Genomic DNA, 14,932 nt, shown 5'->3' on the forward strand with positions numbered 1-14,932 from the left:
CTTGACCTCTCGGATGCGAACCGAACGCTCTCCCAACTGAGCTACAGGCCCAAATTTGTCCGACTTGTATAGTTTACTCCTTTCGGGTAGAAATGTCAATAGGTTGCTCTGAAAATTTCTTTTTGCCTATAAAAAGTTGTAACATTGTGGATCCATGTGCCGTTTTTCTACTATTTTTGTTTGCGTGGCCTCTCTAAATGGTGTATGATGAACTATATTGATGCTGCGAGGAGTGTTCCGCGATGAAGTTCCCATCTTTTCCACCTCTGGATCGTTTCAGTCGCCGCCAGTTGTCTTTATTGGGTGGCGGTCTGGCGGTTCTAGTCATCGTGCTTTGCGGAATCGTTTGGCTGATGCGCAGCAACACACCGCCGGCCTCCGCCCCTACCGCCACCGCTGAAACGGCAGAAACAGCGGAAACCGCCACTGCCGAAAATGCGGCGCTTCCCCATGCTGCCGATCTGGCAGTACAAAACGCCGCTGTGGGCACCGTATTGCCGCAAACCCCTGATGCCGGACGCAGCTATGTGGACGAAACACTGTTTATCGGGGATTCCAATACTGCACGATACCTATTATATGCAGACGATACCGGCCAAGCCTTCACCACGCTGAACAACAACATCGGCGTGGTCAGCATGGGAGCCGGCGCCATCACAACCCTAAAATGCGAAAAGTTTAAAGGTTCCTCTACGATGTACACCATCCCGGATGCCGTAGCCATGCTCAAGCCCAAACGCATCGTCATCTGTTTCGGGACCAACAATCTGAGCGGTTCTTCCACCGATGCCAGCAATTTTATTTCCTCTTACTTAAAAGGTTTGCAGGCCATTCAAACCGCATGGCTTTACTGTGACATTATCGTCAGCGCCATCCCGCCGCTGGACAAGCAGCGGGAAAACCCCCGTTTGACCATGACGCAGGTAGACGCATACAACGCTGCGCTCGTAACGATGTGCGAAGAAAACGGGTTCAAATTTTTGAACAGCGCGGAAGTACTGCGGGACAACACCACCGGCTGGGCCAAGACGGATTATACGCTCTCGGACGGCGTTCACCTTTCCAAAACAGCGGTAACGGCTTACTTCCAATACCTGCGCACCCATGCCTACGTTACGGAGGATCACCGCCCCCAGCCGCTGGGTACCATTCCCACACCGGACGGCGTTCCCGCCAACCTGATTAGTGAAGACCCCATTGCAGTGCGCGGTGCCAAGGTGCCGTTGGAATTTGTGGCCACCAATGGCGGCAAGCTTTCGGGTACCACAAGCCAGTTGGTCAAAAAAGGCGGCGTAGCCAGTGCAGTGACTGCCATTCCCAACGAAGGTTTCGTCTTTGCCGGGTGGACTGCCAGCACCGGCGGCAGTTACAGCAGCGCCACCATTCAGTTCACAATGCCGACAGACGCCAACGCAGGCGGCGTTGTACTGACCGCCCATTTTACTGCCACGGCCCATGAACACAACTACGTAGTGGTACAAGGTTCTGAAGTAGCCGCCACCTGTATGACAGCCGGCAGTGCCAAATATCAGTGCAGCATCTGCGGCGAGATGATCGAGAAAGACAGCCCCGCTTTAGGCCATGACTGGGATGGTGGCCGCCAGAGCGGTGACCAGATCGTTTATACCTGCCGCCGCTGCGGGCAGACCAAAAGCGAAGCCGCAGCCCACACCCACAGCTTTGATACTGTGGTAAGCGATACCCCCGCCACCTGTACTGACAGTGAAAAAATCGTACTGCAATGTTCCTGCGGCGCGCAGACGACCACCACCGGACAAGGTGCATTGGGGCACAGTTGGAACGAAGGGGCGGTACAAGGGAACGAAAAAATCTATACCTGTACCCGCTGCGGCGCCACGTATAGCGAGCCCTACACACCTCCGGTGGTAGAAACACCCACGCCGTCCCCACAGCCTAGCACACCGCCCACGCCGCAGCCCTCCACCCCACCGACTACTACCCCCGATCCAACTCCAACCCCCACTCCATCGGATTCTGGTTCTGAGAGCGGCGACACCGGCGGCGATGGCACCGACACGGGAGACTCCGGCAACGAATCCGAAAATGGCGGCGACGCAGCACCCCAATCGCTGAGCACGGAACCGCAAGAGGAGTCTCTTATACAACAAACGACCTAAAGAACTGCAATCGACCGCTCCCTTGCGGGGGCGGTCGTTCCCTGTAAAAGTCAAAAAGAGAGGATCGTATTATGCCCCCCATTCACAACCGACAAAAAGGCAGCAAAGAGTTGCTGCACCGCTTTCTGCCCTACTTGATGAAGTACAAAGGCATCCTATTTTTCGACCTATTTTGTGCCGCACTGACCACCCTATGTGACATTGTACTGCCCAAAATCATGGGCTTACTGACCAACGCCGCTTCTGGGCAAGGTGCCGCACTCACCGTGCAGGCTGTATTGCGCATGGCCGCACTGTATTTTGTACTGCGTCTCATCGACGGTGCCGCCAGCTACTTTATGTCTGGCATCGGGCACATCATGGGTGTACACATCGAAACCGACATGCGGCGGGACGCCTTCGATCACCTGCTGCGGCTGGATCACACCTATTACAACAACACCAAAGTGGGCCAGATCATGGGCCGTATCACCAACGACTTATTCGATGTGACAGAATTTGCCCACCACTGCCCGGAAGAGTTTTTCATCGCATTCATCAAGATTGTGGCCTCTTTTGTCATCCTTTGTCAGGCCAGCATCCCACTGACCTTGGTAGTCTTTGCCTGTGTTCCCCTGATGGGCGTTGTTTCGGTTTATCTAAATCTTAAGCTGCGGGCACGTTTCCGCCAGCAGCGATTCCAAATCGGTGAGCTGAACGCTACTATCGAGGACAGCCTTCTGGGGCAGCGGGTCGTCAAAGCCTTTGCCGCAGAGGATCAGGAACGGGAAAAGTTTGCTGAGGGCAATCGAGCCTTTGAAAACATCAAAACCCTGACCTACCATGCTATGGCAGCCTTCAACACCTCCACCCGGTTGTTTGACGGGCTGATGTATCTTGTGGTTATTTTGGCCGGCGGTCTCGCTTTGGTATACGGCGCTATCAACGCCGGTGATTTGGTCGCCTACGTGCTGTATGTTTCCACCTTGATTGCCACCATCCGGCGCATCGTGGAATTTGCCGAACAGTTCCAGCGAGGCATGACCGGAATCGAACGTTTTGTGGAAATTATGGATACCCCGGTGACCATCGCCGATTTGTCGGATGCCAAACCGCTGGTAGTTCGGGAAGGCGGTATTGAGTTCCGCGACGTGAGCTTTGAATATCCTGACGACCACAATCAGGTGCTGCGCCACGTCAATCTTCGTATCCGCCCCGGCGAAAGCCTTGCCTTGGTAGGGCCTTCGGGCGGCGGTAAAACCACTTTGTGCAACCTGATTCCCCGTTTTTACGATGTAACGGGGGGCGAGATCCTGATTGACGGACAAGACGTACGGTCCGTAACGCTGCACAGCCTTCGGGAAGCCATTGGTGTTGTACAGCAGGACGTATATCTGTTCAGCGGCACCGTTGCAGAGAATATAGCCTACGGCAAACCCGGCGCCACCCGGGAAGAAATTGAACAAGCCGCCAAGCTGGCCGGAGCGGATGGATTTGTGCGCGCCCTAAAAGAGGGATACGATACCTACGTGGGAGAACGCGGCGTCAAGCTGAGCGGCGGTCAAAAGCAACGCATTGCCATTGCTCGAGTATTTTTGAAAAACCCGCCCATCCTGCTGCTGGATGAAGCCACCAGCGCCTTGGACAATGAGAGCGAGATTCTGGTGGGACAAAGTCTGGACAAGTTGGCCAAAGGCCGCACCACCTTGACCATTGCGCATCGGTTAACCACCATCCAAAACGCTGACCGTATCTTGGTTTTGGGCAAGGACGGCATCGAGGAGGAAGGCAGCCACACCGAACTGCTGGCCAAGAAAGGCATCTATTACCGATTGTGGAACGGCTTGGTTTCGGGCCAGACCCTATAATACACATAAAAGCCCCCGCTAATGCTGGGTGCCCATAAAACAGGAAGCAACAAATTTTCTATGACTACGGCATCTGGTAGTTGAGGTTAGCAAAAAAGAGAATGAGCGATACTTGGTTTTGTGACCAAGTATCGCTCATTTACGTATGCGACAAACTTCACTTTTTCTTTTCTTTCCGGTACAATCAAAATGCAAATAAGATTGATTGGAGGTACTATTATAGTGCAGAATTTAACCTATATTCAATGCGGGGACTACTTTATCCCTGACATCAGATTAGTAAATGCAGAAAAACAGAAACTCGGCAAATATGGCAGAATGCGTAGAACCTTCTTGGAGCGGAACAATCCCATACTTTTCAATGATATGGTTTTGACGGAAACCCTGTTTCCGCATCTGTGGGAAGTACAGCAGACTTGTGAGAAGCGAATGGAGTTATTGATGGCGGATTTGTTATTGAAGAACCCAGCGCCAGACAAGGCAACACAGCAGCTTACGTGGATGTCGCACATGAATAGCCTGAAAGCACAGGCGGAAGAAATTGTGGTTTCAGAGCTGATCTACAACTAAATTTAATAGTTTATCACTAAGGCTGGCCTACATGGTCAGCCTTTCTTTTTGGTGGAAAGGCAGTTCTTGAATTGTCAAAAGGACAATTCTGGACTTGTTGTAAGCACAATTCTTGAGTTGTCAAAAGCACAATGTAATAATACTGATATTAATAATACTGATATTAATAATACTGATTATAGTAATACTGATCCTTTCCTTTCTTCCAATTTTCCGGAAAGGAATACGACAGGATTAGATAAGCAATTTCTTTTCTTTCGGAGATTGAGAATTACAATCTGAAATTGAATTTTGAAAAAATAATGTTATAATGTTCTTATAGTAAAAAAATATGAGAAGTTATGCTGGCAGGAGGTAGTAACATGGCTGTTTGTTATAATAAATTATGGAAAATTCTCATTGATCGAGGGATGAGTAAAACAGAGCTTATCAAGGCAGCCAAGATTAGCACAAATGCCATGGCAAAACTGGGGAAAAATGAAGATGTCCGAGTAGAGGTCTTAGTTAAAATATGCGGAGTATTAAATTGTTCTATTGATGATATCTTGGAAATTGTTCCAGATAGCAACAGTTAGCGGGAGGAGGATATACAAATGAGTACAATTTTATCGAAAAAAGAAATGTCTGAAGAAGATATCAAATTGCAGTATATTACCCCTGCTATTACGTCCAAATGGGACAGAGGCAAGATTACCATGGAGACACAGGTTACAGATGGTAAAATAAACTTGAAAGGTAATTTTGTGTTCCGTGAAAAGCCAAAACGTGCAGACTATATTCTGTATCTGAACGCAAATAACCCGATTGCTATTATTGAAGCAAAGGACAACAAGCACAGTATTTCACATGGCTTACAGCAGGCCATGACTTATGCTCAGATGCTTGATCTTCCGTTTGCCTATAGCTCTAATGGTGATGGTTTTGCTGAGCATGATTTCCTTACCGGAAAAGAACGTCAGTTCGGTCTGGATGAATTCCCAACAGAAGCCGAACTGGTTGCCCGCTTCAAGCATGAGTCTGGAATGACGCCGGCACAGGAAATGGTAATTGAGCAACCTTATTACAGCAGCCAGAATACATACCCTCCTCGTTACTATCAACGTATTGCTATCAATAGAACCGTAGATGCCATTGCAAGAGGTCAGAACCGCTTATTACTTGTTATGGCTACCGGTACGGGTAAAACCTATACTGCTTTCCAGATCGTTTACCGTATGCTGCAAAGCGGTTTGAAGCGAAAGATACTTTACCTTGCTGACCGTAATATTCTTGTGGATCAGTCCATTCAGCAGGACTTTGCTCCGCTGGAAAAGGTTATTCATAAAATTAATGTTGCCAAGGATGATAAGAGTACAATCACTTCCCATGAAGTATATTTCTCTCTGTATCAGCAGTTGGTTGGTGACGATGATAAGGAACATTTCAGCGAACTGTTTACCCCGGATTTCTTTGATCTCATTATCGTAGATGAGTGTCATCGTGGATCTGCAAAAGAGGAAAGCCGTTGGCGCAGAATTTTGGAATATTTCAATTCTGCCACCCAAATCGGTATGACCGCAACTCCGAAGGAAACCAAGTATATCTCTAACCTGAGTTACTTTGGTGAACCTATCTATATGTACAGCCTGAAAGAAGGTATCGAAGATGGCTTCCTTGCGCCGTTCAAAGTTATCAATATTATGACTGATATTGGTGATGGCTGGCGTCCTCGCAAGGGGCAAAGAGATATTTATGGCAACGAAATTGAAGATCGTATCTATACAAACAGCGATTATGATTATAACATCATTATCGAAGATCGCATTCATCAGGTTGCTTCTGAAATCACCCGCTACCTGAAAAGCACAGACAGAATGGCGAAAACCATCGTGTTCTGTGCCACAGAAGATGCTGCGGAGCGTATGCGTCAGGCATTGGTTAATCTGAACTCTGATATGGTAAAAGAGAACCCTGACTATGTTGTGCGTATTACTGGCAGTGATGATTACGGCAAAAAGAAACTGGATTATTTCATTTCCGTTTCTGCACCTTATCCGGTTATTGCGACCACATCTAAACTGCTATCTACCGGTGCAGATTGTAAGATGACAAAGCTGATTGTTCTGGATGAAATGATTGGTTCCATGACTGAGTTTAAGCAGATTATTGGTCGAGGAACCAGACTGCGTGAAAAGGAAGGCAAAACACACTTTGTTGTTATGGACTTCCGCAATGTAAGCAGACTGTTTGCAGATCCCGATTGGGATGGTCCGATTATGATTGATCCTGGATTTACTCCTGGTGTACATACACCACCTCCGGGCGGTGATGACCCTGTTGACCCGCCTACACCGCCTAATCCTCCGACTGTAAAGCCGGTTGTTGGTCGTGACGGCTGTAAGGTAGAAATTATCCATAAAACGGTTTCTGTTTACGATGCAAATGGCAAACTGCTTCGTCAGGAAAGCATTGTCGATTACACGAAGGAGAACATTCGTGGTGAATATGCATCTTTGGATAATTTTATCCGCCAATGGTCGAAGGAAGAAAAAAAGGAAAAAATCAGAGAAATGCTTTTAGAGCGTGGCATTGACCTTGAATTGATGAAAGCCGATCAAAACATGGTTGATGTAGATGACTTTGACTTTATCTGTCATGTGGCTTTCGATAAAAAGCCATTGACCCGCAAAGAAAGAGCTAACAATGTGAAAAAGCGTGATTTTCTTAGTAAATACAGTGGTGTTGCAAGGGAGGTACTGGAAGCACTTCTCGATAAGTATATGAACACGGGTATTTATGAGATAGAAAAGACAGAAATTCTAAAACTTGATCCGTTCTTAAAGCTTGGAAAACCTGCAAAGATTGCCGGTTATTTCGGTGGGAAGTCAGGATATATGCAAGCAGTTAAGGAACTTGAAGAAGCAATTTATTCAGAAGAGGCGGTATAAACTATGAAAGGATCTGAAACTAAACTTGTTTCCTATATGCAGGGTTCCGACAAGAGATTTGTCATCCCTGTATATCAGAGAAACTACGATTGGAAAACTGAAAACTGCAAGCAGCTGTATGATGATCTGATTAAGGTTATCCGCCGTGGACGCAAGAGCCATTTCTTTGGTAGCATTGTGTCTGTACATAACGATGGTGAGTTTAATGAATATCTGGTCATTGATGGTCAGCAACGACTGACAACGATTTCTCTGCTTCTGCTTGCAATGTACAACCTGATGAAAAACGGTGTATTAACACCAGAAAAAGGTAATCTTGCAGAGAAAATATATAAGATCTATCTGATTGATGAATGGCAGGATGATGACACCAGAATTAAGCTGAAACCTGTAAAGAATGATAGAAATGCCTTTGGAAAATTGTTTGATGAAGAATCTGAGCATATTCCAGACTCCAATCTTACAATTAACTATAACTACTTCTATTCTCGCATTCAGAAAGAAGAAATTACCCTTGATGAACTTTATGAAGCTGTAACAAAACTGGAAATTATCAACATTACGCTGAATCAGGACGATAATCCTCAGCTTATCTTTGAGAGTTTGAACTCTACCGGCGTTGCTCTAAGCGAGGGTGACAAAATCAGAAACTTCATTCTCATGGGCTTACCTACAAAGCAGCAGAATGATTATTACGAAAAATACTGGAACAAGATTGAGATTTGCACGGATTACGATGTAAGTATGTTTGTTCGAGATTACCTCAGCGTAAAACAGCAGCTTATTCCTGCCATGAGCAAGGTTTACTTTACATTTAAGGCATATGTAGAAGGAAATGGCACGAAGATCGAACCGTTGCTGCAAGAGCTGTTGAGCTATGCAAAATGGTACGAAATTCTGCTCAAAGGCAATACTGCGGATAAGGAGTTAAACGCTTGCATTTACCGTCTGAACCGTTTGGAAACTACAGTTACAAGACCATTCTTCCTTGAAGTCCTGCGCCTGCAGGCGGCAGGAAAATTGTCTCTCGCAGAAGTAAAGGAAATTTTCCTCTACACTGAGAATTACTTGTTCCGTAGAACAATTTGCGATCTTCCTACCAATGCTCTGAACAAGATTTTCTTGATGCTCCATCGAGAGATCATCAGGTATGACGGGACAGATAACAGCTATCTCGAAAAATTCAAGTATACGCTTAATTCCAAGTCTGATCGTGGCAGATTTCCGGATGATGGGGAATTTGTTGAAGCATTTGCTGCTCGTCCTGTTTATCAGATGAACAGTAAAAATAAGATATATATTTTAGAGCGTTTTGAAAACTACGGAACTGTGGAAATTCAGAATGTCTATAAACAGTGCGATGAGGGAGTATATTCCATCGAACATATCATGCCACAACATCTTACCCCCGCTTGGGTAAAAGAGCTTGGCGAAGATTATGAAGAAATTCACGAAACATGGCTTCATCGTATGGCCAACCTGACCCTAACCGGATATAACTCCAAATACAGCAATAGTCCATTCCTTGAGAAGCGTGACATGAAGAATGGCTTCATTGATAGCCACCTTTATATGAATAGCTGGATTGGACAGCAGGAGCATTGGAGACTGTCAGAGCTGGAAGCACGAAATCAGATGCTTATGCAGCGAGCCTTGACAATATGGCCACAACATGTATCAGAGTTTAAGCCAATGGAAAAACAGATGGATGTCTATTCTCTGGACGATGACGTTGAATTGAGTGGTCGTGAAATTGTTCGATTTGGATATAAGAACACCGAACAGCCTGTTACCAGCTGGATTGATATGATGGAACAGGTATTGAAGATGCTTCACGCAGAGGACAAATTAGTTCTGTCTCGTCTGGCATACTCCAAGGGTACAGCAAATGATCTGGATGCTTATGTCAGCAACAAACCACAGGATTTAAGAAATGCCCTTGAAATTGATACGGACATTTATGTTGAAAGAAACACCAGTACATCCACGAAGATTTCTATGCTTCGCAAGTTCTTTAAAGCTTATGGAGCAAACGAAGAAGATTTGATGTTCTATCTCAAAGATATGAATGACGATGGAACCGCACAGGAAGCAGGAACCCGTTATGAACTGCGCCGCCGTTATTGGGCGTTCGCATTACCATATATTCAGCAGGCACATGATGACGGAAACGGTCATGGTTGCTTCTCTGGGTGCACTACTTCTAAAGAAAACTGGTTGAGTGGTTTCTTCGGTATCGGAGGTTTCAGTCTCGTGTGTGTAGCGAATTATAATAAAGCACGAGTGGATTTAACCCTTGCTCATTCCAACAAAGAGCGAAATAAAGAAGCGTTTGATTACTTGTACAGTTACAAGAGTGAAATCGAAACGGTTCTGGGAACACAGCTTAGCTGGCAGCGTAGTGATGACACCAAGAGTTCTTATGTTGTAATTCATTTGAACGGAGTAAGCATTGAAAACGAAGCCGACTGGACACAAATGGCAAAGTTCCACGCAGAGTGGAGCAAGAAGTTCTACGATGTATTTGTTCCTTATTTGAAGCAAAAATACTAAGGCGGTATAAACTATGAGTAATTTATCAGGATTTGTAAAAAGGCTCCGTGACATCATGCGTAACGATGCAGGTATCAATGGCGATGCCCAGCGTATTGAGCAGATTGCATGGATGCTCTTTCTGAAAGTATATGATGCTAAAGAGCAGGATTGGGAATGGGACGACGAAGAGTATGTTTCCATCATTCCGGAAGAATGCCGTTGGAAGAACTGGGCTGTTGATGACCATACCGGTACTGCTTTAACAGGCGATAAGTTGCTGAACTTTGTGAATAACACTTTGTTCCCAACTCTGAAAAAACTTCCTGTTGATGTGTCTACTCCAATTAAAAAAGCTATCGTGCAGACCACTTTTGCCGATGCCAATCAGTATATGAAAGATGGTGTGTTGCTTCGTCAGGTTATCAATGTTATTGATGACCTCGACCTTGGAGACTATGAGGAGAGCCATGCTTTCGGTGAAATCTATGAAACCATTTTGAAGGAACTGCAAAGTGCAGGTTCCTCTGGTGAGTTTTACACTCCTCGTGCTGTGACTGATTTTATGGCAAAGATGATCAATCCGCAGATTGGTGAACAGGTTGCAGACTTTGCCTGTGGCACGGGTGGTTTCCTTACAAGCTGGCTGAAAGAACTTGCTGCTAAAATCGAAACTACCGAAGATCAGTCAGCTTATGATGCATCAATTTACGGTATCGAGAAAAAGCAGTTCCCTTATATGCTGTGCATCACAAATATGTTATTGCACGGAATCGATGTGCCGAAAATCTACCATGACAACTCTTTGCTGAAAGATGTTCTGGACTACACACAGGATGACCAGTTTGATGTTATCCTGATGAATCCTCCGTATGGTGGTAATGAAAAAACTGAAGTCAAGAACCACTTCCCAGCAGACTTAGCAAGCAGCGAAACCGCAGATCTCTTTATGTCTGTTATCATGTACCGTTTGAAAAAGAATGGTCGTGCAGCTGTTATCCTACCAGATGGTTTTCTGTTTGGTACAGATAATGCAAAAGTTGCTATCAAGAAGAAGCTGTTTTCTGAGTTCAATCTGCATACTGTAATCCGTATGCCACACAGTGTATTTGCTCCATACACATCTATTACTACCAACATTCTGTTCTTTGATCATACAAAGCCAACAGAGGAAACTTGGTTCTATCGTTTGGATATGCCGGAAGGATACAAAAACTTCTCAAAGACCAAACCAATGGAACTTAAGCACTTTACTCCGGCGATGGATTGGTGGGATAACAGAGAAGAAATCAATGTAGACGGCTTTGATAAAGCAAAGAAATTTACGGTTGATGAGATTGCTGCCAGAAATTACAACATTGACCTTTGCGGTTATCCTCATGAGGAAGAAGAAATCCTTCCTCCTAAAGAGTTGATTCAGCAGTATCAGGAAAAACGGGCAAGTCTGAATGCTGATATTGACCGCATCTTGGCACAAATTACAGAAATCTTGGGAATTGACTTGGAGGAAGAATAATGACCGGACAACAGCTAAAAAATTCAATATTGCAGATGGCTGTTCAGGGCAAGCTCGTTCCGCAAGACCCAAATGACGAACCGGCTTCTGTATTGCTTGAAAGAATCAGAAAAGAAAAGGAACAACTCATTAAGGAGGGAAAAATTAAAAAAGAAAAGACCCCTTCATATATCTTCCGTGGTGCCGATAATTTGCCTTATGAGAAAGTCGGCAAAAGCGAGCCGGTGTGTATTGCAGATGAGGTGCCATTTGACATTCCTGAGAGTTGGGAATGGGTACGAATTAGTTCCCTCGGAAGTATTGTCCGAGGAAGTGGAATAAAAAGGACTGAAACCGTTGAATCTGGAAAACCCTGCGTACGCTACGGAGAGCTATACACAACTTATCACACGTCTTTCAATCAAGCGGTTTCGTTTGTTTCAGAAGAATTATTTGAACGATGCAAGCATTTCTCTTATGGTGATATTCTTATGACTCTTACCGGCGAGAATAAGCCTGATATAGCCAAGGCTGTGGTTTACCTTGGGAATGATCTAATTGCAGCTGGCGGAGATTTGGCATATTGGACAGCTCATGGAATGAATCCGCTTTACCTTACATACCTTATGGCATCGCCGTATGTAGTTGGACGAAAGGTTAATCTTGCTACCGGAGATATTATTGTTCATATTTCTGGTGATAAGTTGGGAACAATCTTAATTCCAATACCACCCTTGTCTGAACAACAGCGTATCGTTGATAAAATTCTTGAAGCAGAAGTAAAGTTGGCAGAATATACCGGAAAAGAAAATTCGTTGAATCTGTTGCAAAAGAATTTTCCTGATGCCTTAAAAAAATCAATTCTCCAATGGGCTGTACAAGGGAAACTTGTACCACAAGATCCTGCTGATGAGCCAGCTTCCATCCTTTTGGAGCGTATTCGTGCGGAGAAGCAAAAGTTAGTTGCCGAAGGTAAAATCAAAAAAGATAAGCACGAATCCGTCATTTTCAGAAGGGATAATTCTCATTATGAGAAGTTGGACGGAATCGAGCGTTGTATCGATGATGAGATACCATTTGACATTCCGGAAAGTTGGATGTGGACCCGTCTGGGCAGTATAACAGAACTAATTACAAGTGGTTCTCGTGATTGGGCAAAATATTATGCTGAAACAGGGGCATTGTTTTTACGTATGGGAAATCTATCAAAGGATTCTTTTGATTTGCGTTTGAATAATATTCAAAGAGTCCAGGTACCCAAAAAGGCAGAAGGAATCCGAACAGCGTTACAGGCAGGTGATTTGCTTTTTTCAATTACTGGTGAAGTTGGAATGCTCGGACTTATTCCTGATAAATTTGAAACTGCTTATATTAACCAACACACTGCTATCCTAAGATTTTTGCCTGCTCTCCGAAATAAATATATACCATATTTTTTGCTAACTGAACATGCAAAAAAGTGTTATAAAGGAAATCAGCATGGCATAAAAAACAGTTTTAGATTGGATGCCATATGTGATATTCTTGTACCCATACCATCTTCACAAGAACAAAAAAAGATTGTAGATAGGATTGAAGAATTGTTCAATAAGATCACGCTGATTTAGCGTAGAATTGTATAATATCTGGCGAAAGGAGGTCTTTCACCATGATAGAAAAAGAAAAATTTGAAAGACATTTGAGGGGGACGAACCTCTCGGAAAACACGATTTCATCGTATCAGTTTGCCATCAAACAGTATGGAGGGCAATACGATGATGTTACCCAGAAAAAGCTGCGAGAGTACAAGGTATGGCTGATCGAGAATTACAAGCCCAAGACAGTTAATCTCAGACTTCGAGCTATCAACTGCTACTTAGAGTGCATTGGCAAAGAAAAATGGAAACTGCCATTTGTCCGTGTGCAACAGAAAACTTTTTTGGAAAATGTCATTAGTGAAGCAGACTACAAATACTTCAAATCTTGTCTGAAGAATGACGATGAAATGTTCTGGTATTTCGTAATCCGCTTCCTTGCCGCCACCGGAGCTAGAGTCAGCGAACTGATTCAGATTAAGGCTGAACATGTTAAGTTAGGGCATCTTGACCTGTACTCCAAAGGCGGTAAATTACGCAGAATTTACATCCCCAAAGAATTACAAAACGAGGCTCTTTCTTGGTTGGCTAAAAAGCAACAAGAAAGCGGCTTCATTTTTTTGAACAAGTATGGGGAACGTATTACCACCCGTGGCATCTCTGGACAGTTGAAGAAGCTGGCAGTGAAATATGGTATCAATCCTGTGGTTGTGTATCCACACTCATTCCGTCACAGATTTGCCAAGAGTTTCCTTGACCGCTGTAATGATATAGCATTTCTTGCTGATCTTATGGGACATGAAAGCATCGAAACTACCCGTATTTACCTCAGAAAAACAGCTACAGAACAGAGAGAAATTGTTGATACAATCGTAGATTGGTAAAAAGGAAGGCATACACTTCAACAACCCGAAGTGTATGCCTTGTTCCTTATAGATGTTCAATTTTGCTCATTGCACAAGAAATCTGATTTACGATTCTTTTCTGCTCTTGCAATGGCGGAAGTGGAAATATAAAATGTTTGAGCTTTTCAGCATTTATATTAGATTGTCCTATTGCATCGCTTCTGACATTTTGACAATAAATCCAGTAATACTGTGACTGCATAACATAATTAAGATAATCACTGTCGATTAAAAGTGGGTGCAAACGCACTAAATATCCGGCATAAATAGCTGGAATTTCACTTTTATAAATTGCTACCTTACCAACTAACTCTTTGCTGTTGGTTCGATTGAATAGCAAATCGTTATACTCTAACGGATATTTTTCGATTTCTTTCGAGTCGGATGTGTAAACTAATTTATCCAACACGATTCGTCCGTTTTGTAAATTTCCCATTCTTAACACAGCAATTTTTCCGGTCAGAGAAGATTTCTGTGAGGAACCATATTGGATATTGGTACACACTTCTCCAACCGATGTCCATGCCCAGCTGTCTGGAATATCAAACGGTATCTCACCGTCGATACAATGCTCGATTCCGTCCAACTTCTCATAATGAGAAAATTCAGAAATTCAGCTTATCAATGCGACCGAATATCTTGCTAACTTCATCAACAATTCGCTGTTGCTCATTTAGCGGCGGAAGCGGTAAGAAAAAAGTTTTCATTTTTTCCTGCGAAATATTAACCTGTGAAGCTGCCATTCCTGTCATGGCGTCAACAACAAAATATTGCATTGCAGGACTACTTAATGCAGTCATTACATAATGTGGATTCACAAAATTACGCAGATATGATAATCGGACAGTCTTGTCCGATAGAATCAAATTTTCAGGCTCTCCATCTACAACACAAATAACTCCCGTTCTATTTCGAGGGCCAGCTCTGGTGATAAGCAGATCTCC

Annotated in this window: 11 protein-coding genes; 9 read left to right on the top strand and 2 right to left on the bottom strand. The window is 44.3% G+C overall.

Annotated features, from left to right (window positions below; all coding sequences use genetic code 11):
• The first annotated feature begins 242 nt into the window (after nt 1-242).
• From Q0526_RS06825 to Q0526_RS06865, 9 genes are all read left to right on the top strand, one after another.
• The gene (locus Q0526_RS06825; RefSeq protein WP_298731898.1) at nt 243-2,138 is read left to right on the top strand and encodes an SGNH/GDSL hydrolase family protein; all 1,896 of its coding nucleotides are present in this window, start codon (nt 243-245) and stop codon (nt 2,136-2,138) included.
• Between the two features lie 71 nt (nt 2,139-2,209).
• Entirely contained in the window at nt 2,210-3,985 is a 1,776-nt protein-coding gene (locus Q0526_RS06830) for an ABC transporter ATP-binding protein (RefSeq protein ID WP_298731900.1), read from the top strand.
• A gap of 222 nt (nt 3,986-4,207) precedes the next feature.
• Nucleotides 4,208-4,555: a TnpV protein gene (locus Q0526_RS06835; protein WP_298731902.1), complete on the top strand. Its 348-nt coding sequence runs from the start codon at nt 4,208-4,210 to the stop codon at nt 4,553-4,555.
• Between the two features lie 362 nt (nt 4,556-4,917).
• Nucleotides 4,918-5,130, top strand: coding sequence for a helix-turn-helix transcriptional regulator (locus Q0526_RS06840; RefSeq protein WP_298731904.1), 213 nt, complete (start codon nt 4,918-4,920; stop codon nt 5,128-5,130).
• Nucleotides 5,131-5,148: 18 nt separating this feature from the next.
• Complete coding sequence (hsdR, locus tag Q0526_RS06845; protein ID WP_298731906.1) at nt 5,149-7,482, top strand: EcoAI/FtnUII family type I restriction enzme subunit R; 2,334 nt, start codon at nt 5,149-5,151, stop codon at nt 7,480-7,482.
• Between the two features lie 3 nt (nt 7,483-7,485).
• Nucleotides 7,486-10,035, top strand: a complete 2,550-nt coding sequence (locus Q0526_RS06850; protein WP_298731908.1) for a DUF4268 domain-containing protein — start codon at nt 7,486-7,488, stop codon at nt 10,033-10,035.
• 13 nt (nt 10,036-10,048) lie between these two features.
• Nucleotides 10,049-11,530 carry a class I SAM-dependent DNA methyltransferase gene (locus tag Q0526_RS06855; RefSeq protein ID WP_298731910.1) on the top strand — a complete coding sequence of 494 codons (1,482 nt, stop codon included), beginning with the start codon at nt 10,049-10,051 and terminating at the stop codon, nt 11,528-11,530.
• Nucleotides 11,530-13,116, top strand: coding sequence for a restriction endonuclease subunit S (locus tag Q0526_RS06860; RefSeq protein ID WP_298731913.1), 1,587 nt, complete (start codon nt 11,530-11,532; stop codon nt 13,114-13,116). Before Q0526_RS06855 ends, Q0526_RS06860 begins: the two co-directional genes overlap by 1 nt.
• Nucleotides 13,117-13,157: 41 nt before the next feature.
• On the top strand, nt 13,158-13,967 hold the full coding sequence (locus Q0526_RS06865) for a tyrosine-type recombinase/integrase (RefSeq protein WP_055159165.1): 810 nt from the start codon (nt 13,158-13,160) through the stop codon (nt 13,965-13,967).
• 46 nt (nt 13,968-14,013) lie between these two features.
• Here Q0526_RS06865 and Q0526_RS06870 read toward each other — a convergent pair whose 3' ends face one another.
• On the bottom strand, nt 14,014-14,574 hold the full coding sequence (locus tag Q0526_RS06870; RefSeq protein WP_072448394.1) for a restriction endonuclease subunit S: 561 nt from the start codon (nt 14,572-14,574) through the stop codon (nt 14,014-14,016).
• 19 nt (nt 14,575-14,593) lie between these two features.
• Nucleotides 14,594-14,932: restriction endonuclease subunit S (locus tag Q0526_RS06875; RefSeq protein ID WP_298731921.1), on the bottom strand; the 339-nt coding region annotated here is incomplete at its 5' end.

Source organism: uncultured Subdoligranulum sp. (assembly GCF_937890665.1).